This window comes from Caproiciproducens galactitolivorans (genome assembly GCF_029266045.1).
GTDB classification, from domain to species: Bacteria; Bacillota; Clostridia; order Oscillospirales; family Acutalibacteraceae; genus Caproiciproducens; species Caproiciproducens galactitolivorans.
This window is the reverse complement of record NZ_JAJUFJ010000006.1, coordinates 81,698-102,844: the sequence shown is the minus strand read 5'-3', so window position 1 is coordinate 102,844 and position 21,147 is coordinate 81,698. Positions and strand designations below refer to the sequence as shown.

Genomic DNA, 21,147 nt, shown 5'->3' with positions numbered 1-21,147 from the left:
GTTCTCTAATTTTCATATTATCCAAGGAGAATCATAATTGCAATGCATTTTCTTGTGGGGATTCATTTTTCCCGGGTCGGTGTGACAAAATTGTCACACCGGTTTCTGTTTTTCCTATATTTTTGCTTTTGCGGTCTTGTTTCTTAAGAATAAAAATGGTAGAATATTGGGGAAAAACGGACGATATGGAGAAAGCGCGGAAAGGGGAAACCAGAATGGGCGGCGTGGGTTCTCTTTGCATTATAGTGGGGCTTTTGATTTTATTGCATTCCTTCGGCAGGTTTAACCGTAATCGTCAGCATTTTCGTTGATAAAAAAGAAGGGAAGTTTCCGCTTTCCCCTTTATAGAAAGAAAACCTCCGGCTACCCGGAGGTTTCTTTTTTATCTCTTAACTTTTTAAAAAAATCCCGCAGTACCTGCGCACATTCCTGTTCCAACACACCGCCTACCAGCTCGGGCCTATGGTTGTACGGCAGTTCAAACAGGTTCACAATGGAGCCGCAGGAACCGGCTTTTCCATCCTTTGCCCCGTAAACGACACGCGGAATCCGCGCGTTGATAATCGCCCCGGCGCACATGGGGCACGGCTCCAGCGTTACAAACAACTCGCACTGCCAAAGCCGCCATCCGCCCAGAAGGGTGCACGCCCTGTGAATTGCCTCCAGCTCGGCATGGCACAGCGCGTTTTTCCCGTTTTCGCGGCGGTTGCGCCCCGCGGCGATAATCTGGTCATCCTTCACAATCACCGCGCCGACCGGGACCTCGCCTTCCTCTGCCGCCGCGTATGCGTATTTTAAAGCCTCCCGCATAAAGGCTTCGTCCCTGCCCGTCATTGTGTCAGCGTATATACGGAGGACAGAAAAGCGTAAATCAGCAGGACGATTCCTCCGAAATTCAAGAACAGCGTCTTTATCTTTTCCGGCGTGCGGAACACCGGGTTCACCGCGCCGCCCTGAAAGAAGTTGCGATCCTTCGCCCAAAGATAGACCAGCGAACCGATTCCCAAAAGCACGGCCGCGCCGAACACCACATTATTTACATAGCCCATCGTAGTTTCCCCGTAAAGCCGTTGGACAACGGTGAGCACAAAGGAAATCGCATTGTTGCAGAAATGAATCAGTATGGACGGCAGAAGGGAATCCGTGCGCACATCCACCAAAGCCATCACCAGTCCGGCGATAAACGCAAACACAATCTGCACCAAATTCCCGTGGAACAGGCCGAACAGCAGAGCGGAACCCACAATGGCGAAACCGTCGCCGAATTTCCGCAGGCTTTGCAGGACAATTCCCCGGAAGATCAGCTCCTCAACAATCGGAGGGGCGACCGCTATGGTAATGAAGAACAGAACCAGTACCGCCGGGTCGTCCGTCAACGGCATGGAGAGATCGGTGTCAAATCCAAACATATTTTCAATATTAGAAATAATACTGGCGGGTATGTTCGCAAGCATGCATACTGCTACGCCGAAAAGGACACACGCGCCGGTTTTCAGAAAGCCGTTTTTTTGAAACGGGAGCACCTCCGCGGGCGGAATGCGGAAAATGGATAAATACAAGAATGCGGGGATTGCCAGCCCAGCTGAATACGTTACGCCGTTCAACAGATAATACAATACCGGCGTAAAGCCGTGGAAATCCGGGTTGGTGTAATCGGCCGTATAGCCGACCGCATTTAAATACACCCTGCCGACGATGGAAATCGCATAGAGAAAAACTGTCGATGCGATCAGCGTCCAGCACAGGGCGTTCGATGTTCGTTTTAACTGACGCTTTTCATCCTGCGCCATCATATACAGCGAAGGGTCGAAATATGGATTGTACGGACCGTAAGGTGAACCAATCATAAAATACTCCTTTATGTTATCCCTATGTTATCCCTGTTTCCACACATTTGCCGCTATAAAGCAGACCGCGCTCGGAAAACTCCGGGCGCGGACTCATACCCAGCGGGTGCCCCCTTTTTTCGGACTACCCGCGTTTTGGCGTCCCCGGCGCGATTCGAACGCGCGGCCTTTCGCTTAGGAGGCGAACGCTCTATCCTGCTGAGCTACGGAGACATATCAGAATTTCGGGTGGGGCAACGCGCCGGCTCCCCTTGTAAAAGCGGCGCTTTTGGAAAGGGGGACAAGCAAATAACTTATTTATTATAAAATATCGCAGCGGGTTTGTCAATTCTTCCTTTTCGCGGCACCCTCTGGGGTATCCATAAAAAAGCCCCGGATCAGCATGACTAAGGAAAGGAGGGACACCAGAATGATCAGATTCGGAAGAATCGTCATGGTCGCATAATCGACCATCTTTGTTTTCGCCGCAGAGTAAAAACACGCGGAAGCCGTCGCATAAAACGCACTTAAGATAATCCCGGCCTCAAAGTTTTTCCGCTCCTTCAGCACCAGAAGCAAAACGATAACCGCCGCCGGGAAAAGGCCGGCAAAAATCATATAAAACCGCGCGTCGTCGGCAAATCCCATCCCCGCGTAGCGATCCATCATGCGGAACACGCTCAGCGTTGCGTCGTCCTGGTTCTTCGCGCTCCCAATGATGGTACCCGCCGGAAGGAACAGCGCCCCGATTAAAAACAATTGCAGCAGGATAACAATTCCCTTGACCTGTTTCTTACTCATAGCGTACACCATCCCATAAAAATTCCGAAAATCAAAATTTTAATCATTCTAACATTCCTTTTAAATAAGGAACCAAGCAAAGACAGAGGCCCCATTCCGTGCTTCGCAGCACTTTTTTGGATCCTTTTTATAAGCTTATTTGTATTCATTAGCATATTCCATGTTCTTCTATTTGTCAAGCAGCGGATTTTCCCGCATACGCTCCGTCGAAGCGTGCAGTAAGCCTAAAACAAAGCGCCGGCAGGTAAAGGAGTAAAGGGGGCGTTTGAGCATGTTAAAGAGGAAGTCCTCGTTATCAATACAGAACCCCCAGCCACAGGAAATCCCGCGGTTGGGGGTTCTTCATTCCTGCCCGCTGAGCAGGCAGGGCGTATTTCAATTTAAGAAACGAGAAACTTATTTTGCTCTCTTTTCTTTAACAGCAGCCTGTGCAGCGGCCAAACGTGCGATCGGCACGCGGAACGGTGAGCAGGAAACATAATCGAGGCCGGCCTGATGGCAGAACTCGACGGAAGTCGGGTCGCCGCCGTGTTCGCCGCAGATGCCCAGGTGGATTTCGGGTCTTGTCTTGCGGCCGAGTTCAACAGCCATCTTAACAAGCTTGCCAACGCCATTCTGGTCAAGGTGTGCAAACGGATCGGACTCGTAAATCTTGTTCTCATAGTAGTAGTCGAGGAACTTGCCGGCATCGTCACGACTGAAGCCAAAGGTCATCTGGGTAAGGTCGTTGGTGCCGAAGCTGAAGAATTCTGCTTCCTTGGCAATTTCGTCAGCGGTCAGAGCGGCGCGCGGAATTTCGATCATGGTACCGACCTGATATTTCAGATCAACGCCGGCCTCCTTAATGATCTTGTCCGCTGTCTCGGTAACAACATCCTTAACAAACTTCAGTTCCTTTTCCTCGCCTACGAGCGGAATCATAATGCGTGGCTCAGTCTTGAATTCCGGATGCTTCTTATTCACAGCAATTGCTGCGTTAATAACCGCCGCTGTCTGCATCCTTGCAATTTCCGGATAGGAAACGGCAAGACGGCAGCCGCGATGACCCATCATCGGGTTAAACTCATGCAGGCTTGCGATAACATTCTTAAGGTCTGCGACGGTGATATTCAGCTCGCCGGCGATCTCCTTAATGTCCTCTTCCTTGGTCGGGAGGAACTCGTGAAGCGGCGGATCGAGGAAGCGGATAATAACCGGACGGCCCTCCATGACTTCGTAGATGCCCTCAAAGTCGCCCTGCTGATACGGCAGGATGCGTGCAAGCGCCTTTTCGCGCTCTTCCGTCGTCTTCGCAACGATCATCTCGCGCATTGCCTTAATGCGCTGGCCCTCAAAGAACATATGCTCGGTACGGCAAAGGCCTATGCCCTGCGCGCCGAATTCCTTGCCCTGCTTTGCGTCTCTCGGGGTGTCCGCATTGGTGTAAACTTCAAGCCTGCGGACAGAGTCGGCCCACTTCATAAAGCGGCCGAAATCGCCGGAAATGGAAGCTGCAACCGTCGGGATTGCTTCCGCGTAAATATTGCCGGTGGAACCGTCAATGGAAATATAGTCGCCCTCTTTAATGGTCTGGCCTGCGAGGGTGAATTTCTTTGCGTCGTAATCAACAACGATTTCGCCGCAGCCGGATACACAGCAGGTGCCCATGCCGCGCGCAACAACAGCCGCGTGGGAGGTCATGCCGCCGCGAACGGTCAGGATACCCTCTGCAACTGCCATACCTTCAATGTCTTCCGGAGAAGTTTCCAAACGGACGAGAACAACCTTCTCGCCTCTTTCATGCCATTCTTTTGCGTCTTCCGCAGAGAAGACAACCTTTCCGCAGGCAGCTCCCGGGGAAGCAGCAAGGCCCTTGCCGATTGCCTTGGCCTTCTTCAGAGCCTCGGCATCAAACTGCGGATGGAGCAGAGCGTCGAGCTGCTTCGGCTCAACTCTCAAAACAGCCTCTTCCTCGTCAATCATGCCTTCGTCAACAAGGTCAACGGCGATTTTCAGAGCAGCGGCAGCTGTTCTCTTGCCGTTTCTGGTCTGAAGCATATAGAGCTTGCCGTTTTCAATGGTGAACTCCATATCCTGCATGTCTTTATAGTGCTTTTCAAGTTTATCTGCAATTTCAGCAAACTGATTATAGACTTCCGGCATATCCTGCTTGAGGTGGCTGATCGGGAAAGGTGTGCGGATACCCGCAACAACGTCTTCACCCTGCGCGTTAATGAGGTACTCGCCGAACAGAGCTTTTTCACCGGTGGCCGGGTTGCGGGTAAACGCAACGCCTGTGCCGGACTTCTCGCCGGAGTTGCCGAAAACCATCGCCTGTACGTTAACGGCGGTGCCCCAATCGTAGGGGATTTCGTTCATGCGGCGGTATACGTTTGCACGGGGGTTGTCCCATGAACGGAAAACAGCTTTTACAGCTTCCATAAGCTGAACCTTCGGATCGCTCGGGAACTCCTCGCCCTTCTTCTCCTTATAGAACGCCTTAAACTTCTGAACGAGTTCCTTCATGTCGTTCTCGTCCAATTCAATATCCTGTTTTACGCCCTTCTTTGCCTTCTGCTCGTCGATGATTTTTTCAAACTCCGACTTCGGCAGTTCCATAACAACGTCAGAGAACATCTGGATGAAACGGCGGTAGGAGTCGTATGCGAAACGCGGGCTGTTTGTAATTTTCGCAAGACCCTCGACAACGGTATCGTTCAAGCCGAGGTTCAAAATAGTGTCCATCATGCCCGGCATGGACGCACGCGCGCCGGAACGGACGGAAACAAGAAGCGGGTTCTTCGGATCGGCAAATTTCTTGCCGCAGATCGCTTCCATTTTTTCAAGGTATTCATAAATTTGAGCCTGGATTTCCGCGTTGATTTCGCGGCCATCTTTGTAATACTGGGTACAGGCCTCTGTGGTAATTGTAAATCCCTGGGGGACAGGCATGCCGAGAACGGTCATCTCAGCTAAGTTTGCACCTTTTCCGCCTAACAGCTCTCTCATTTTGCCGTTGCCTTCGGAGAAAAGGTAGACATACTTGTGGCTCATGAAAAGTACCTCCTATAATCAGTTGTAATATCGAGCTATTTTAATATAATAATTCTTTAACAATCGCTCAAAGTGTATTATAGCAAAAACATTTGAAAATTACCATATGTTTTCTTAGAAAACCAACTGATATTTTAAATAAAATTAAACAAAATCCCAGTAACTTTCACAAATCCTGGACAAAACTTAAATTTTTCCTTGAAAATTCTATTTCTTATGAGATAATAGAGATAATAGATAGATTAAGTTAAAATGTTATTATTATGCTCTGATGCATCGCAATATATTCACGGAGGAAAGAACATGCCAGAACAATGCTGCGCTGTCATTCTTGCCGCCGGCGAAGGGAAACGGATGAAATCCAGCCGTCCCAAGGTGCTTTCGCCGGTACTTTTCAAACCCATGCTGCAATGGGTTATCGATTCCGCCGAAGAAGCCGGTGTTTCCAGCATCTGCGTCATCACCGGCTATATGCACGAAAAGGTGGAACAATACCTTTCCAGTCTTGACAATACCGGCGTAAAAATCAGCCATGCTTTTCAGGCTGAGCGCAAGGGCACCGGCCACGCCGTCATGATGGCGGAAGAGTTCCTGCGCGCGCACCACGGGAAAAGCGTATTGATTTTAAACGGCGACGCGCCGTTTGTAAACGCAAAGGTTATTGAGGAAGCGCGCCGGGCCCATACGGAGAACAGCAACGCGGTTACCGTGATTTCCGCCGTGTTGGACGACCCGACCGGCTACGGCCGCATTGTACGCGATCCCCAAACCCACCTGCTCCGCGCCATTGTGGAACAAAAGGACGCGGACCGCGAAACCCTGTCCATCTGTGAAATCAATTCGGGCGCCTACTGGTTTCAGGTAGACGACCTTCTAAGTATCTTAAATAAAATTCAAAATAACAACGCCCAGGGGGAATACTACCTTCCCGACGCGGTCAAGCTATTGATCGAAAGCGGCAAAAGGGTCGCGGCGCACACCACCAGCGAAGCCAACGCCGTACTGGGCGCAAATGACTGCCTTCAATTGAACGCCTTGAATTCCATCGCGCGCGAAGAAATTCTTTCCCGGCACATGAAAAACGGAATCGAAATTCCCTGCCGCGACGGCGTCATGATCGGCCCGGACGTAAAAATCGGCAGCGATACCTGCATTTTACCCGGCACCATTCTGCGCGGCAAAACCGTTATCGGTTGCGGCTGCACGGTGGGGCCGAATTCTTTTGTCTCAGACTGTACTGTGGGCGACGGCGTATGCCTGCGTTATGTGCAGTGTGAAAACAGCGTAATTGAGCCAAATCAGGCGGTAGCGCCTTTTTCGGTTATAAACCACTGAGAGAATATTTAGGGGGATATGCAAATGAATTTTCACGGCAAGGATATTAAAATTTTTGCTGCAAATGCGAGCCAGCGCGTGGCAAAACAGATTTCGGAGTGTTTGGGGCTTCCGATGGGAAAAAGCGACGTTAGCACCTTCAGCGACGGCGAAATTTCTCTTTCCCTATTTGAATCGGTTCGAGGCTCAGACTGCTTTATCGTTCAGTCCACATGCGCCCCGGTCAACAACAACCTGATGGAGCTTCTCATCATGATTGACGCGATGAAACGTGCTTCTGCCGCCCGTATCACGGCCGTTATGCCGTATTTCGGCTATGCGCGCCAAGACCGCAAAGCCAAGGCCCGCGACCCGATTTCAGCAAAGCTCTGCGCCGATCTGATCACGACTGCGGGTGCAGACCGTGTGCTGACCATGGATTTGCACGCACCCCAGATACAGGGCTTCTTCAACATACCTGTTGACCACCTTCTCGGCGCGCCCATCCTTTCTTCTTTCCTGAAGGAACGCATCGGCGACAAAACCGACGAATACGTCATTGTTTCCCCCGACCTCGGCTCCGTTACCCGCGCCCGCAATTTTGCAGCGCGCATCGGCTGCCCGCTTGCCATCGTGGACAAGCGCCGCCAAAAGGCCAATGTATGCGAAGTCATGAACATTATCGGGGACGTAAAGGATAAAAGGGTTATCCTTGTCGACGACATGATCGATACCGCGGGAACGCTCTGCAACGCCGCCTGCGCGATCATGGAAAAAGGTGCGAAAGAAGTCATCGCCTGCGCGACCCACGCCGTTCTTTCCGGTCCAGCCATCGATCGCATCAAAGAAAGCGTGATCAAGGAGTTTATCCTGCTCGATACGATTCCGCTGCCGCCCGAAAAGCAGCTCGACAACTTCACGATCCTGCCCGTCGCCCCGCTGTTCGCAGAAGCGATCGAGCGCATCTACGAGGACAAACCGGTTTCCCCCATGTTTGTCTGATAAATAAAAAAATATAATTTTAAAAATTGAATGGTGGGGTGGATTTTCCATCCCGCCCTATTCTTATCCCTGCGCGTTCCATCGCGCACCGCCGAAGGCGCATCCCGGCCGTCGGGAATCTCCTTTCCGCCGGCGGTTCCCTCGCCGCAAAGCGAAAAGTAGAAAGGAGCTTCCTTTTCAACCCGTCTAGGAAAGCGGCGGAACGCACGCTACTGCGTATACTGTGCGCCCGGCTCGAGGGCAAAATGAGGTGATAGCAATGTTTCCGAATCTGTTTGCAGCAAAATCCGAACCCGCCGGCCAGATCGAATACCTTATTGTAGGCCTTGGCAACCCGGGTTCGAAATACGAAAATACGCGCCATAACGCAGGGTTCATGGCGCTGGATTATATTGCGGAAAAGTTCGGCGTGCGCGTCGACCGCGTAAAATTCAAGGGGCTTTGCGGAACGGGGCTGATCGGCGGTAAAAAGGTCCTTTTGCTAAAGCCTTCGACCTATATGAACCTGAGCGGGCAGAGCGTAACGGAAGCCATGCGCTTTTACAAGCTTCCGCCCGAAAAAACAATCATCCTATACGACGACATCTCGCTTGATCCCGGACGCATGCGCATCCGCATGAAAGGCAGCGACGGCGGTCAGAACGGCATGAAAAACATCATTTACCTGAGCGGGAGCGACCGTTTCCCGCGCATTAAAATCGGCACCGGCGCAAAGCCGAGCCCTGAATGGGATCTGGCGGACTGGGTGTTGTCCAAGTTCAATGAAGCGGACCACAAGGCGGTGTATGAGGCAATCGACCATGCATGCTCCTCGGTGGAGCTGATAGTGCAGGAGAGAGCCTCCGAAGCCATGAACAAATACAATTCCTAGTATCCTGTAACACCGCTTCCTAAAGAATAGTGTTATAAGATACTGGCGAAGCATATACTATATAATAAAATCCTGTAGAAAACGGAATTTGTACCTACAAAAATCACAGCCGTACAAAGGGGATTCCATGAAATTTCTCACGAATGCAATCAGCGGGCTGAAAGAATTCCAAAGTCTTGAAGCCGCAGTAAAAACCGGCGCGCTTCCCGCTGCGGTAACCGGGATTTCCGGTATTCACAAAGCCAATATCATCTATTCGCTCTGCGCAAAATTACAGCGCAGGGCTTTTGTTGTTGCCGGCGATGAAAGCGAAGCGCAGCGCCTTTGCGACGATCTGAGCGCCATGGGCATGAAGCCGCTGTTCTACCCCGTGCGCGATTTTTCCTTCCGCGACACAGCGGGAAGCAGCCACGAGTACGAGCACCAGCGCCTGCAGCTGCTGGAACGTACGCTCAGCGGCGAATGCGACGCAGTTGTCTGCTGCCTGGACGCGGCGTTACAGTACACCATACCGCCAGACGAACTGAAAAAGCGGACGGTTTCGCTGAAAACCGGTCAATCCATTCCCATGGAGCAGATCTTGGACGCCCTGAACCGCTGCGGCTATGAGCGCGCCGATCAGGTGGACGGAACCGGGCAGTATTCGCAGCGCGGCGGTATTCTGGATATTTTCACGCCCGACGCGCCGAACCCGGCAAGGGTGGAATTCTGGGGCGACGAAATCGACACCATTTCCCTGTTTGATCTGGAAACGCAGCGCCGCACCGAAACCATTTCGCAAGTCACGGTCACGCCCGCCGTAGAAGCGCTGATCGATGACCCGGGGCTGTTGGCGCAAAAAATCGGGGAACTCGCTTCTTCCCTGCGCGGCAAGGCCGCACCGGCCGCAAAAGCTGTCTTGGCGGAGCAGGCGCAAAAGCTGGAAAACGGCCTGCACCTCGGCTGCGCCGATAAATATATTTCCCTGTTATACCCTTCGACCGCCACACTGTTCGATTACATGACGCCCGACACCCTGCTGTTTGTCAGCGAACCCGCGAAGGCAAAGGAGCGCATGCGCAGCACACTCTGGCAGTGGGGCGAAGACGTGAAAGCCCTTCTCGCGGACGGCACGCTCTGCCGTGGGCTGGACACCTTCGGCGGCGACTGGGATTACGCGCTGGAACGCTTTGCGCGCGGCGCCGTTTATCTGGACACCTTCGTGCGCGGCAGCTACGACACGCCTGTGCGCACCCTTCTGAACATGACCGCACGCCAGCTTTCCGTCTGGGGCGGCAGCACCCAGCTTCTGGGTGAGGATGTGCAGAATATGCTGGCAAGCAAATGGGCATGCGTCGTCCTTGTCGGCAATGAACGCGCGGCGCAGACCGCCGTCGCGGATTTACAGGCGCAGGGCATTCCCGCCGCCTATGTGGAGCATCCTGAAAAGGTCGAGCGCGGAACCGTAGTGGTTACCTCCGGCGCGCTTTCCGCCGGGCTGGAGTATCCGGGCGCGTTTTTCGGGCTGATTACCCATGGCCGCCTGATTTCCTCCCCGAAGAAAAAAGCAAAGCGCAGCAAGAACAGCCAGGAAATTTACAGCCTTGCCGAGCTGGTACCCGGCGATTATGTCGTTCATGCGGCGCACGGCATCGGCGTATTCGAAGGAATCCACAAAATCGATATGCACGGCGTCGTAAAGGATTATATTAAATTACGCTACGCCAAAAAAGATACCCTCTATGTCCCGGTTACCCAACTGGACATGGTCTCCAAATACATCGGCCCACGCGAGGACGCGAACATAAAGCTGCACCGCCTGGGCGGCGCGGAGTGGCAAAAGGCCAAAGCGCGCGTCCGCGCGGCGGTTAAAGACATGGCAAAAGAGCTGATGAAGCTTTACGCCGAACGGATGCAGACAAAGGGACATGCATTTCCTCCTGACAACGAATGGCAGCGCGATTTCGAGGCGCATTTTGAGTTTGAGGAAACCGAAGCGCAGCTCCGCTGTATCGAAGAAATCAAAAGCGACATGGAGCGGGAAGCGCCCATGGACCGCCTGCTCTGCGGCGACGTCGGCTTCGGAAAGACGGAAGTCGCCCTGCGTGCGGCGTTCAAATGTATCACCGACTCCAGACAGTGCGCCATGCTCGTCCCAACCACCATCCTTGCGTGGCAACACTACCAGACGATCACCAAGCGTATGGAGGGCTTCCCCGTTAAAATCGAGCTCCTTTCGCGTTTCCGCACCCCAAAGCAGCAGGAGGAAATCCTCCGCCGGTTAAGCCGCGGGGAAATCGATATGATCATCGGCACGCACCGGCTGGTTTCCAAGGACGTACAATTCCACGACCTCGGCCTCGTCATTATCGACGAGGAGCAGCGTTTCGGCGTTGCGCAAAAAGAGAAGCTGAAGGCTCTGTGTAAAAATGTGGATATCCTTACCCTTTCAGCCACGCCGATTCCGCGCACGCTGAACATGGCGCTGTCCGGCATCCGCGACATGAGCCTGATTGAGGAAGCGCCACACGACCGCCACCCGGTACAGACCTATGTCCTAGAGCACGACAACGGCCTGATCGCCGAAGCCATCCGGCGCGAACTTCGCCGGGGCGGGCAGGTTTACTACCTGCACAACGACGTTGCGACTATCGAGCGCACCGCCGCCCGTTTGCAGAAACAGATTCCCGAAGCGCGTATCGGCTTCGGCCACGGCAAGATGAACGAACAGGAGCTTTCTGAGGTCTGGCGCCGCCTGATTGAACACGAAATCGACGTTCTTGTCTGCACCACCATTATTGAAACCGGCGTGGACGTGCCGAACGCCAATACATTAATTATCGAAAACGCGGATCGCATGGGGCTTTCCCAGCTTCACCAGCTCCGCGGGCGCGTGGGGCGTTCCAGCCGCCGCGCCTATGCATACCTAACCTTCACACCCAACAAGGTGCTGACCGAAATTGCGCAGAAGCGCCTTTCCGCGATCCGTGAATTTACGGAATTCGGCTCCGGCTTCAAGATCGCCATGCGCGACCTGGAAATCCGCGGCGCGGGCAATATTCTGGGCGGCGAACAGCACGGGCATATGGAAGCCGTTGGCTACGATATGTACCTGCACCTGCTCGCCGAAGCGATCAGCCGCGAAAAGGGCGAAACGCCGCAGGAATACGATCAGGAATGCCTTGTAGACATGCAGGTACAGGCGCATATTCCCGAAAGCTATATTTCGAACCTCAGCCAGCGGCTGGAAATTTACCGCCGCATCGCCGATATCCGCACGCGCGAAGACGCGCTCGACGTAACCGACGAGCTAATCGACCGCTTCGGCGACCCGCCGGAGAGCGTAAACGGCCTGATTGAAATTGCTCTCCTCCGGAACCTTGCTTCCCAACTTGGCATCTATGAAATCAAGCAGCAGAACGACGTGCTTCTGCTTTACAAGAAGCAGATCGACATGAAGCAGGTCAGCGCGCTGATTTCCGCCCTCCATTCCCGCGTGATGCTCAACGCGGGCGCCAAGCCGTATATCAGCGTAAAAATCGAACCAGACGCCACGCCTTTGGACACGCTTACTGAAATTCTCGACGTAATTCAAAATGGCAGCTAGCGGGCTTGGTATTTTTTATCCTGTATGCAAAATGCGACAGTTTTTCGCTGGACAAGTCTATTTTATTCATGTATAATAATAAAATTGGTTATGCTAAAAAAGTTCGCGTGTTTACCATCTAGGAATTTCGCGCGCAAGCGTATGGAGGTAACTATGATAAAAATTTTGAAAAAGGGCGTTGCCGTCCTTCTCGCGTTTATTATGGCGGCAAGCACCGCAGCGTGTGCCAGCACCGACAAAAGCTGGGCAATGAAAAACAACAGCTTAACCGTTCCGATCGGCGTGTACATCTACAATCTGTATTCTGCATACCAGAGCGCGAATACCTTGAAAAAAGACCCAACCAAACCGGTTCTGGACCAGAAAATCGAAAACAAAAGCGCCGAAGAATATATCAAGGACAAGGCGCTTACCTACACCAAAATGCTTTTGGTTCTGAACGATAAAATGAAAGAACTGAATCTGTCCCTTACGGCGGAGGAAACCAAGACGATCAGTAGCGTCACCGATGCCCAGTGGGAACAGGCAAGTTCCACTCTCGAAAAATACGGTGTTTCAAAACAGTCATTTAACCTTGCCTATGCGGATTTTTACACCAAATACCAGAAGGTCTTTACCGCGCTTTACGGCAAGGGCGGCAAGAAAGAAGTTCCCGATTCTGAACTCAAATCGTATTTTGAAAAGAATTACACGGACTTCTCTTTTATTGCAAAATCTCTCTATAATACAAAATCCGACGGTAGTGTAACCCCGTTTACGGATCAGGAAAAGGCCGCCGTGAAAAAGCAGTTTGACGCTTACGCCGCAGAGGTTTCTTCCAAAAAGAAAACGATGAAACAGATTGCCGACGAATACAAGGCCGCTTCCAAACAGACCACCGAGCAGCTTCAGGAGGCAACCGAAAACCTGAACACAAGCACCAGTTACCCGGCGGATCTGAAAACCTTGCTGGATTCCATGAAGCCGGGCGAAGTAAAATCCGCTGAAATTTCCGGCGCTTTCCTCGTTGTCATGAAGAATGATATTACAAAAAAGACCAAGGACGAACTCAGCATGGAAAGCTCCCGCAATAACCTTCTGGCGGAAATGAAGGCAGAGGAATTCTCCAAGGATCTGGATAAGGCGGCGCAGTCCTACAGCAACGTCACCTTGAACCAGGCGGCGATCGATTCCTACAAGCCATCCATGTTCGTAACCGAAACGTCTTCCGCCGCTCCTGCGGCTTCCACAGCGTCCGCAGCTTCTTCCGCTGCCGGTACGGCTTCCACAGCTTCTAAGTAAAGAATAACCGCAAAGCGCCGGGGCGAAACCCCGGCGCTTATTTCTTTTTTCTTCTCGGATAAGGTTCCTTTACATCTGTCAACCCCACAAGGTAGTCGATACTGGTATTATAAAAGTCCGCTAATTTTACCAACACCGGAATCGGAATGTTTAATTTTCCCAGTTCGTAATCCGAATATTCCAATCAAATAACGGATGTTATAAACGAATTAAAGGTAGTGCATCAGGAAACCAAAGAAATGTATATTTTACAGGACAAAAGGAAAAATTGACTTTTTAATATAGCACCACCGTGCTGCCCTGGAAGGCGCAGCGGCATTCGTAGCTTTTCTGCTCACCTGTCTGCACATCATAAATAGAATTGAACTCAAACGAATCCTTTTCGTCCGAAAGGATATAGCGCGCAAGGATGAACCGGTCGTCCACACAGGCGAGGAACTCGCCCAGCTCCTTGCTGTATTTCGCGTGGATTTCCGAATTCAGGACACCGTCCACCTCGTAATTATCCTCGTCCTCGGTGATGCGGTAAACCCGTGCGCCGTTCACGTCAATATAGAAGGAAGCAGGCTTTTCGTCCCCTTTCAGGTTCAACTCCGCCGCCACCGTCTTTTTCCCGGTCATCTTGTTGTAAGCGCAGAGCCGTTGATCACCGGTGGGGAAATATTTCGCGCGGAAATACAGGTTTTCCGGATCCATTCCAGCGTAACGCACCAACCCGCAGGTTCCCGCGCTTAAAATCAGCTCCAGCGGCGCACGTTCCTCTCCGTTTTTCACAGCGATTATAAAATCGAAAAGCGGACAGAGCCAAACGTTGTCGTTCACGTTGTCGCCCAACCAGCGCCTGTTCTTATAGCATTTTTCCTTTTCCGCTTCGTCCCCATGGGGCAGAAGCACTAAAAGCTGAACCTCCCCGTCCCGTGTGAAAGGGATCAGGCCCATGCTGTCCGCATTGCAAATGCGCGGGTCGCGCACATAGTAGTACTTTTCTTCGTCCAGATCGTATAAATACGAAATCTTCGAGAAACCCGTCAGCTTTTTGTAAGCCCGGAACATATTCTGGTGCTTTTCGTTTTCTACGGTATAAAGGATGAGGTGGTCCTCATCCAGCGCTGTACAGTCCAAAAAGCTCCCGAGAAAATTCAGCTTCGCCATGGTTTTTTCCTCGCCGGTGTGCTTGTCGATGCGCAGAATCCAGGCTTCGCTTTCTCCGCTTTCCATCACAATGATGATATGGTCGGGGAAACAGAAAAAATGCTGGACAAAGGACGGATTGCTGAGTATGTAGTTGGTTACGATTCTTTCCCGCCGCGTAACCCGGTTATATTCTAAAATGAAGAGGCTGTTATGACCCTCTTCCTTTTTTTCTTCCGCATAATAAATATAATTGTCGCTGATTTCAATCAGCATGTCATTACAGTTTGCAAAGACATTGCGCAGGTCCATAACCTTCAAATTGATCCCTCCTGTTTTGTCCTTAATTATAGCATAAAAAACGGATCGGTTGCTTTCATTTTGTCGGATTGATGATATAATGATGATTGATACAATTCGTTGCCCATCCGGTCTGCAAAAACGGAAATTTTTCATAAGCTGGCGATAACATTGTTACAGGAAAGACACGGGAATCTTCTGGAAGTGAATATCCACGGTATGACCGTGGAAGAAGCAAAGCGCAGCTTGGAACAGCTTCTGAACCGGGCCGACGCAAAGGTCACAGAAATACGGGTCATTCACGGGTACAACAGCGGGCAGGCATTGCGCGACATGGTGCGCCTGCGGCTGAAGCATCCTCGCATTGCCGCGAAGCTCATCTGCCTGAATCCGGGCGAAACACGCATCCTTCTGCAGAAAAGGAAATAGCCGCGCGGGAAGCGGCAAAACGGCACTATGCGCCCGCTTTTCCCGGGAAATACACCGATTCGACCGGCTGTGCGCAGAAGAACCATTCTTCTGCGTCGGCCGGCTATTTTTTATATTCTTCAATCTTAAAGCGCGGCCGCGCCTTTACTTCGCCGTAAATCTTGCCGATATACCCGCCCACAACGCCAAGGCACAAAAGCTGGACGCCGCCCAAAAACCAGACGCCGCAGAACCCTGCCGTTATAAAGGAACGGACTACCAGCGCCCGGATCACGCCGATCAGGCTGACAAGGCAAAGAACCGCCCCCAACCCCGCAATCATCCGCAGGGGCTTTACGCTGAAGGAGGTTATTCCGTCCCATGCAAAAGCGATCATCTTTTTCAGCGGGTATTTCGACTCCCCGGCAAAACGCTCATGCCGGTCGTAATACACATAGTCGCTGCGGTAGCCGATCAGCGGCACAATCCCGCGCAGGAACAGGTTGGTTTCTTTATATTCGCTCAGCGCTTCCAGCGCGCGGCGGCTCATCAGGCGGTAGTCCGCGTGATTGTACACCACATCCACTCCCAGCGCCGCCATGAACTTATAAAATCCCAGCGCGGTGGTACGCTTGAAAAACGTATCGGTCTCGCGCTTGTTGCGGACGCCGTAGACCACGTCGCAGCCTTCCATGAACTTGTCCACAAACTGGTCGAGCACCTCAATGTCGTCCTGCAGATCCGCGTCTAAGCTAATGGCGCAGTCGCAGGATTCCTTTGCGGTCATCAGCCCGGCCAGCAGCGCGTTCTGGTGCCCGCGGTTGTGCGCAAGCTTAATCCCGCTCACCAGTTCGTTTTCTTCGCTGAATCTGCTGATCAGCTCCCATGTTTTGTCGCGGCTGCCGTCGTCCACCAATAACATACGGCTTTTCCGGTCGGCGCGCCCGGACGCGATCATGCCGTTGATTTTTTCCGTTAGCCGCCGGACGGTTTCCGGCAGAACCTCTTCTTCGTTATAGCACGGTATTACAAAATAGACTGTGGGCATAGCAACCTCCGATCATTTCGTTTTCAGATTTTCCGCTTGTGCGGCGGATCCTATCGTTCTCGGCAAGGGGCGTTTAATTCGGTATGTTTTCCGCCTGTGCGGATGCTTTTTATCGCAGCGTTTGGTCATAATCCAGTAGAAGGCAAGCAGCGCCGCGCCGCCAAGGGTTATCAGCGCCCCTTGCTTTAAGCCGGGCGTCGTATAATCAAAGCGGATCGTGGACTCGCCCGCCGGCACCTTCACCGCCATAAACCCAACGTTGACCTTCAGAATCTCCGCCTCCCTGCCGTTCACCTTGGCGCTCCAGCCGCCTTCCCACGGCACGCTGAAAAAGACCAGCCGCTCTTTGTCGGCGTTGATTTTCGCGGTGAATCCGCCGTTGTCTCGTTCAAAGGAAGAGCATGACTCGGCTTTTCGGTTCAGGCAGTCCTCGAAATAGGCCTCCTGTGAAAAATCGGATTCCAGAAAATTGTCATCATGCTTTAGAATGCCGGTTACTTCCCTCACATCCTCGTTTTCCACCACCAGCGTTTTTAGCAGAAGCAGATGCCGGTTTTCCTTTTCGACCTGCTCGTATTCCGAGCGGGTGATGTAGGAATCGTAACTGAACCCCATGGGAATATAATACTGATTCTGGTAAATCTTAAACCCGTTCTGCGAAGCGTAATAACGCCAGCCCGGCATGGCCGGTGCGTTCGTATCCGTTTCGCCTACGGCAAAGTCCTTGCCGCTCAAAGCCGGATCGAAAAGCCAGCGGCAGCTTGTCAGCCCGCGCAGGCCGTAATACTTCGTTTCCGGGCGGGAACCCACATCGCGCTGAACGCCGACAGAGGGGTAGAATTCCATGATGGAACCGGGAACAATACTGTGGAACGCCTGAATGGTCGGGATCTGCCAGAACATGGCCTGATTGTCCATCCCATCGTAAACGTCAACGCGGCAGTTCCTGGTATCGGGCAGGTGGATATCCGCGCCGCCGTTGAGCGAATAGGGGATGATTTCCTTGTGGGCGTCGTCGCTCTGGGTTTTGCCCAACGCGATGAAGAACAGCGCGTAAACAAAGGAGATTGCCGCCACGCCGCCCATGCAGCGGCGGATAAACCCTTTTTTGTCGCGTTGATAATATTTGAAGATAATCGTCAGGAGGAGCAGGCTTACCATGGCGATGGCAACATAGGACCAGAAGCGCGTCGGGTAATCCTCCAGCCCGAACGTATAGGTTTTTTTGCCGTCCTGATCGGTGGATTTCACCATCAGCCCGATCGGCAACGCGATGCCGAGGGTAATGCCCATCGTCCATTTAATTGAGCTTTTCCAGTCAATGCACGCCCGCTGCAACGCAAGAATCGTCGCGAGGCTCATCATCAAAGTCAGCATATAGAACCAGCGCGCATAATAGGAAGCGTTAAAAAGCTGGAACGCGGAATTCAGCACCGGGACAAAGGCCATCAGGTACAGGATTCCCAACAGGGTTTTCAACCAATGCTTTCTCCGCATTTTTAAAAAGCCGATTACGCCGGTCATGCTGAACAGCGGCAGCCACGCGCCAAGCGAGGCCCATTTTGCCTCTGACTTCGGGGTAAAGTTCGGCCGCGCAGGGATATCCGGCGGGAAGAAGAAACATTCTAGAATATGGACGTACCGCTGGTTCCAGTCGTAAAGCAGCGCGTTCCAGCCCTCCGGCGGGTCGTTCACGCGCGGGTTCTGGATTACGGCGAGCACGGTCGGCACTAGCAGCACACAGGCGCACAGCACCCCGATGACCGCTTCGCATACCAGCAGCAGAAAATCGCGCAGCGTAATTTTCCAGTTCCCGCTGAACAGCCGGGTAAAGCCGTAAAGCAGCGTAAAAACAACCTGTCCCACAAAAAAGTAATAATTCACAAAGCAGCAGGCAAACACGGTGACCGCGAAAAGCCCCCTGCGCCTTTTATACATGTATTCGTCCAGCGCCCACAGCATGAGCGGGAAAAATACGATGGCTTCATGAAAATGGTTAAAAAAGATATTGTAAATCGAAAATCCGGAAAACGCGTACAGCATGCCGCCGATGACCGCATAATCCTTGTCCTCCACATACCGCTGCAAATAAAGGTATCCTGTCAGCGAAGCGCAGCCGAATTTCAAGATTAGCAGCGGGCCCATCAGGTACGGCACCGCCGCGCTCGGGAACGGGATGGTCAGCCAGAAAAACGGGCTTCCCAAAAGGTAAAACGAGTACGATCCGATGAAATTCGCGCCCAGGTCCGTTGTCCAGTTCCAGCCGATGTTCCCGCTGCGGATCGCGTCGTGGCACATTCGGTAGAAGGGCACCTGCTGCACATTAAAATCGCCGTAGAATAAAAAATAGCCGTTGTCATAAAGTATAAACGGGATGAAAAAGAGAAAGGACACTGCAAGGCCGTATAAAAAAGCCTTCAGATAGTAATTCTGTTTTCCTTCGCGGGTCAGTATGCTGGTCAAACTGTCGCCTCCGTTTAACAGCAGCGCACATGAGAAAACCGCCTGTGCTGCTTATGAAGTAATCAATCCATATTATAACACACGCTTTTGTTGGAACAAAGCGAATTTAATAAAACCGACCACGCTTCTTGCAAAATTTACGTTTTATTAGTATATTATAAATAATTCGTTTACTATTTATTATCGCCGCCCATTTCGGCGGATTTCCTGTCTTCCCCACTTGTTTCGGGGTAGTTTTGCTGCAAAATCGGGAAGTATATTTAAGGATTACAGGGGGATTTCGGATGTTCCATTTTTATGCGGTGCTTTCTCGCATGAAATATATTAACCGCTGGGGCCTGATGCGCAACACGCGCGAGGAAAACCTTTGCGAACACAGCTTTGAAACCGCTGTTATCGCCCACGCGCTGGCAGTACTTCGCAACACCCGCTTCGGCGGAAATGTAAATCCGGAGCGTGCCGCGCTCCTCGCGCTTTACCACGACGCGACCGAGATCCTGACCGGCGACCTTCCCACCCCGGTAAAATACTATAACCCGGAAATCCGCTCCGCCTACGCCGAGGTGGAAAAAACCGCCCGGAAAAAGTTGCTGAGCCTTCTGCCGGCTGATTTAAAGCCAGGTTACGAAGCCATCCTTGCCGCGAACGGCGAGAGCGACCGCAAGCTTCTCCCTCTTGTAAAAGCGGCGGACAAGCTTTCCGCTGTTATCAAATGCATGGAGGAAAAAGGGGCGGGCAACAGCGAATTCGCCAAGGCGGAAGTTGCGCTCCGCCAGGCCGTTGCCGATATGCACCTTCCCGAAGCGGACTGTTTTGTAGAGGAATTCCTGCCCTCCTATCAACTCACGCTGGACGAGCAGGATTGAATTGGGAATCTGTTTACAAATAAATTCTTTTAAATAATTATTTTATCGATGCAACAGAGTATAATGAATCGGTTATCGTAACAAAAATTGCCGATTAAGGACTGATGTTGTGAAAAAGGCAGGAAAAATGCGAAAAAATGCAAAAAGTCCAAAAACCTTGATTCGAAATATAGTGATTCTTGTTTTAAGCGTGGTCATGCTGATAACCGGCATGGGTTGTGTTTACGCTGACCAAATGCTAAGCCGAATTAATTTTGTCCCGATGGAGGAAAATTCACAGGTAAATACCGGCGAACTTTTCCAAGCGGGCGCCAGCAGCACCAGCGCAAAAGCGGGGATTTTGGGCGGGCTCTACCATGATGACGCCATTACGAACATCCTTGTAATGGGCGTGGACGATTACCAGCCGAACGACCCCGGGCGAAGCGACAGCATGATGCTGGTCTCCGTTGACACGCGCCACAAAAAGCTGAAGCTGAATTCCTTCATGCGCGATATGTATGTCGCGATTCCCGGGCATGGGAGTCAGCGGCTGAACGTCGCCTATACGCTCGGCGGCCCGCAGCTCTCCGTTGCCACCATCGAAGCAAATTTCGGAACCGATATCGACCGCTTTGTACTGATCGATTATGCTTCTTTCTCGAAAATTATCGACAGGCTCGGCGGCGTAACCATGACGATTACAAAGGGCGAAGCGCAGCTTATTAACCAGAACTCCGGGGACTCGCGCCGCAACTTGACCGCCGGAACCTTCGTTTTGAGCGGGAAACAGGCGCTTTACTATTCCCGTATCCGTGCGATCGGCGACGACTTCGAGCGCACCCAGCGCCAGCGCAAGGTCTTTTCCAGCCTTGTTGAAAAATTCAAAACTGCGGACATCGGAACGATCAACCAGGCGCTCTACGATGTTCTTCCTCTTATTACAACCAACATGACCAAGAACGAAGTGCTGAACATGGCGGCAAATTCGCTGACCTACCTGAATTACCCGATCAGCCAGAACCGTACGCCGGGCAACAATGAATACACCTCCGAACGGGTCAGCTTCAACGGAACCCCGGCGGACGTACTCGTTCCCGATCTGGATAAATGCAGCAAGAGCCTGGCGGAATTCATTTATGAAAGCAACCTGCCAAGCAAAACGTATGACGGCGATTAAGAAATGCCGTAAAAAATTCTTCATCAAGGCCGTACGGTGGAAGCCGTACGGCCTTTTT

15 protein-coding genes, 1 tRNA gene and 1 pseudogene are annotated in these 21,147 nt (G+C 52.1%); 8 read left to right on the top strand and 9 right to left on the bottom strand.

Annotation, left to right across the window (positions count from 1 at the left end):
* Positions 1-363 precede the first annotated feature (363 nt).
* The 5 genes from tadA to ppdK form a co-directional block, all read right to left on the bottom strand.
* Positions 364-834, bottom strand: a complete 471-nt coding sequence (tadA, locus tag P9B68_RS06200; protein WP_135658655.1) for a tRNA adenosine(34) deaminase TadA — start codon at positions 832-834, stop codon at positions 364-366.
* Positions 831-1,847: a CPBP family intramembrane glutamic endopeptidase gene (locus P9B68_RS06195; RefSeq protein ID WP_277668678.1), complete on the bottom strand. Its 1,017-nt coding sequence runs from the start codon at positions 1,845-1,847 to the stop codon at positions 831-833. Before P9B68_RS06195 ends, tadA begins: the two co-directional genes overlap by 4 nt.
* A 136-nt stretch (positions 1,848-1,983) precedes the next feature.
* Positions 1,984-2,060, bottom strand: a tRNA-Arg gene (locus P9B68_RS06190).
* A gap of 111 nt (positions 2,061-2,171) precedes the next feature.
* Complete coding sequence (locus tag P9B68_RS06185) at positions 2,172-2,627, bottom strand: hypothetical protein (RefSeq protein WP_135658650.1); 456 nt, start codon at positions 2,625-2,627, stop codon at positions 2,172-2,174.
* A 396-nt stretch (positions 2,628-3,023) separates the two neighbouring features.
* Complete coding sequence (gene ppdK, locus P9B68_RS06180; RefSeq protein ID WP_135658647.1) at positions 3,024-5,660, bottom strand: pyruvate, phosphate dikinase; 2,637 nt, start codon at positions 5,658-5,660, stop codon at positions 3,024-3,026.
* 303 nt (positions 5,661-5,963) lie between these two features.
* Between ppdK and P9B68_RS06175 the strand changes: the two genes are divergently transcribed.
* The 5 genes from P9B68_RS06175 (at position 5,964) to P9B68_RS06155 (ending at position 13,714) form a co-directional block, all read left to right on the top strand.
* Positions 5,964-6,995, top strand: a complete 1,032-nt coding sequence (locus P9B68_RS06175; protein WP_135658644.1) for a sugar phosphate nucleotidyltransferase — start codon at positions 5,964-5,966, stop codon at positions 6,993-6,995.
* A gap of 24 nt (positions 6,996-7,019) precedes the next feature.
* Positions 7,020-7,976 carry a ribose-phosphate diphosphokinase gene (locus P9B68_RS06170; protein ID WP_135658642.1) on the top strand — a complete coding sequence of 319 codons (957 nt, stop codon included), beginning with the start codon at positions 7,020-7,022 and terminating at the stop codon, positions 7,974-7,976.
* 259 nt (positions 7,977-8,235) lie between these two features.
* Entirely contained in the window at positions 8,236-8,847 is a 612-nt protein-coding gene (pth, locus tag P9B68_RS06165; RefSeq protein ID WP_277668677.1) for an aminoacyl-tRNA hydrolase, read from the top strand.
* Between the two features lie 127 nt (positions 8,848-8,974).
* Entirely contained in the window at positions 8,975-12,433 is a 3,459-nt protein-coding gene (gene mfd / locus P9B68_RS06160) for a transcription-repair coupling factor (protein WP_277668676.1), read from the top strand.
* Between the two features lie 153 nt (positions 12,434-12,586).
* Entirely contained in the window at positions 12,587-13,714 is a 1,128-nt protein-coding gene (locus tag P9B68_RS06155; protein ID WP_135658633.1) for a peptidylprolyl isomerase, read from the top strand.
* Between the two features lie 37 nt (positions 13,715-13,751).
* Here the strand turns inward: P9B68_RS06155 and P9B68_RS06150 are convergent.
* Positions 13,752-13,892: pseudogene (locus P9B68_RS06150) on the bottom strand (helix-turn-helix domain-containing protein); the annotation flags it as partial.
* A gap of 98 nt (positions 13,893-13,990) precedes the next feature.
* Positions 13,991-15,157 carry a hypothetical protein gene (locus tag P9B68_RS06145; RefSeq protein ID WP_243112955.1) on the bottom strand — a complete coding sequence of 389 codons (1,167 nt, stop codon included), beginning with the start codon at positions 15,155-15,157 and terminating at the stop codon, positions 13,991-13,993.
* Between the two features lie 159 nt (positions 15,158-15,316).
* Between P9B68_RS06145 and P9B68_RS06140 the strand changes: the two genes are divergently transcribed.
* Positions 15,317-15,574 (top strand): Smr/MutS family protein, encoded by a 258-nt coding sequence (locus P9B68_RS06140; RefSeq protein WP_135658624.1) that lies wholly within the window; start codon positions 15,317-15,319, stop codon positions 15,572-15,574.
* Positions 15,575-15,677: 103 nt separating this feature from the next.
* Here the strand turns inward: P9B68_RS06140 and P9B68_RS06135 are convergent, their stop codons facing one another.
* Together P9B68_RS06135 and P9B68_RS06130 are read right to left on the bottom strand one after the other, a co-directional pair.
* Positions 15,678-16,601 carry a glycosyltransferase family 2 protein gene (locus P9B68_RS06135; RefSeq protein ID WP_135658621.1) on the bottom strand — a complete coding sequence of 308 codons (924 nt, stop codon included), beginning with the start codon at positions 16,599-16,601 and terminating at the stop codon, positions 15,678-15,680.
* A gap of 12 nt (positions 16,602-16,613) precedes the next feature.
* On the bottom strand, positions 16,614-19,064 hold the full coding sequence (locus P9B68_RS06130; RefSeq protein WP_135658618.1) for a YfhO family protein: 2,451 nt from the start codon (positions 19,062-19,064) through the stop codon (positions 16,614-16,616).
* 284 nt (positions 19,065-19,348) lie between these two features.
* Between P9B68_RS06130 and yfbR the strand changes: the two genes are divergently transcribed.
* Together yfbR and P9B68_RS06120 are read left to right on the top strand one after the other, a co-directional pair.
* A complete protein-coding gene (gene yfbR / locus P9B68_RS06125; RefSeq protein WP_135658615.1) occupies positions 19,349-19,930 on the top strand; it encodes a 5'-deoxynucleotidase in 582 nt (193 codons plus the stop codon).
* A gap of 127 nt (positions 19,931-20,057) precedes the next feature.
* Positions 20,058-21,089: an LCP family protein gene (locus P9B68_RS06120; protein ID WP_135658612.1), complete on the top strand. Its 1,032-nt coding sequence runs from the start codon at positions 20,058-20,060 to the stop codon at positions 21,087-21,089.
* Positions 21,090-21,147 lie beyond the last annotated feature (58 nt).

Bases quoted from the DNA above. Each gene is read 5' to 3' on its own strand.
- yfbR (WP_135658615.1), top strand. From the start codon at position 19,349: ATGTTCCATTTTTATGCGGTGCTTTCTCGCATGAAATATATTAACCGC.
- P9B68_RS06155 (WP_135658633.1), top strand. From the start codon at position 12,587: ATGATAAAAATTTTGAAAAAGGGCGTTGCCGTCCTTCTCGCGTTTATT.
- P9B68_RS06185 (WP_135658650.1), bottom strand. From the start codon at position 2,627: ATGAGTAAGAAACAGGTCAAGGGAATTGTTATCCTGCTGCAATTGTTT.
- P9B68_RS06170 (WP_135658642.1), top strand. From the start codon at position 7,020: ATGAATTTTCACGGCAAGGATATTAAAATTTTTGCTGCAAATGCGAGC.
- P9B68_RS06195 (WP_277668678.1), bottom strand. From the start codon at position 1,847: ATGATTGGTTCACCTTACGGTCCGTACAATCCATATTTCGACCCTTCG.
- P9B68_RS06120 (WP_135658612.1), top strand. From the start codon at position 20,058: ATGCGAAAAAATGCAAAAAGTCCAAAAACCTTGATTCGAAATATAGTG.
- pth (WP_277668677.1), top strand. From the start codon at position 8,236: ATGTTTCCGAATCTGTTTGCAGCAAAATCCGAACCCGCCGGCCAGATC.
- tadA (WP_135658655.1), bottom strand. From the start codon at position 834: ATGACGGGCAGGGACGAAGCCTTTATGCGGGAGGCTTTAAAATACGCA.
- P9B68_RS06175 (WP_135658644.1), top strand. From the start codon at position 5,964: ATGCCAGAACAATGCTGCGCTGTCATTCTTGCCGCCGGCGAAGGGAAA.
- P9B68_RS06145 (WP_243112955.1), bottom strand. From the start codon at position 15,157: ATGGACCTGCGCAATGTCTTTGCAAACTGTAATGACATGCTGATTGAA.
- P9B68_RS06135 (WP_135658621.1), bottom strand. From the start codon at position 16,601: ATGCCCACAGTCTATTTTGTAATACCGTGCTATAACGAAGAAGAGGTT.
- mfd (WP_277668676.1), top strand. From the start codon at position 8,975: ATGAAATTTCTCACGAATGCAATCAGCGGGCTGAAAGAATTCCAAAGT.
- ppdK (WP_135658647.1), bottom strand. From the start codon at position 5,660: ATGAGCCACAAGTATGTCTACCTTTTCTCCGAAGGCAACGGCAAAATG.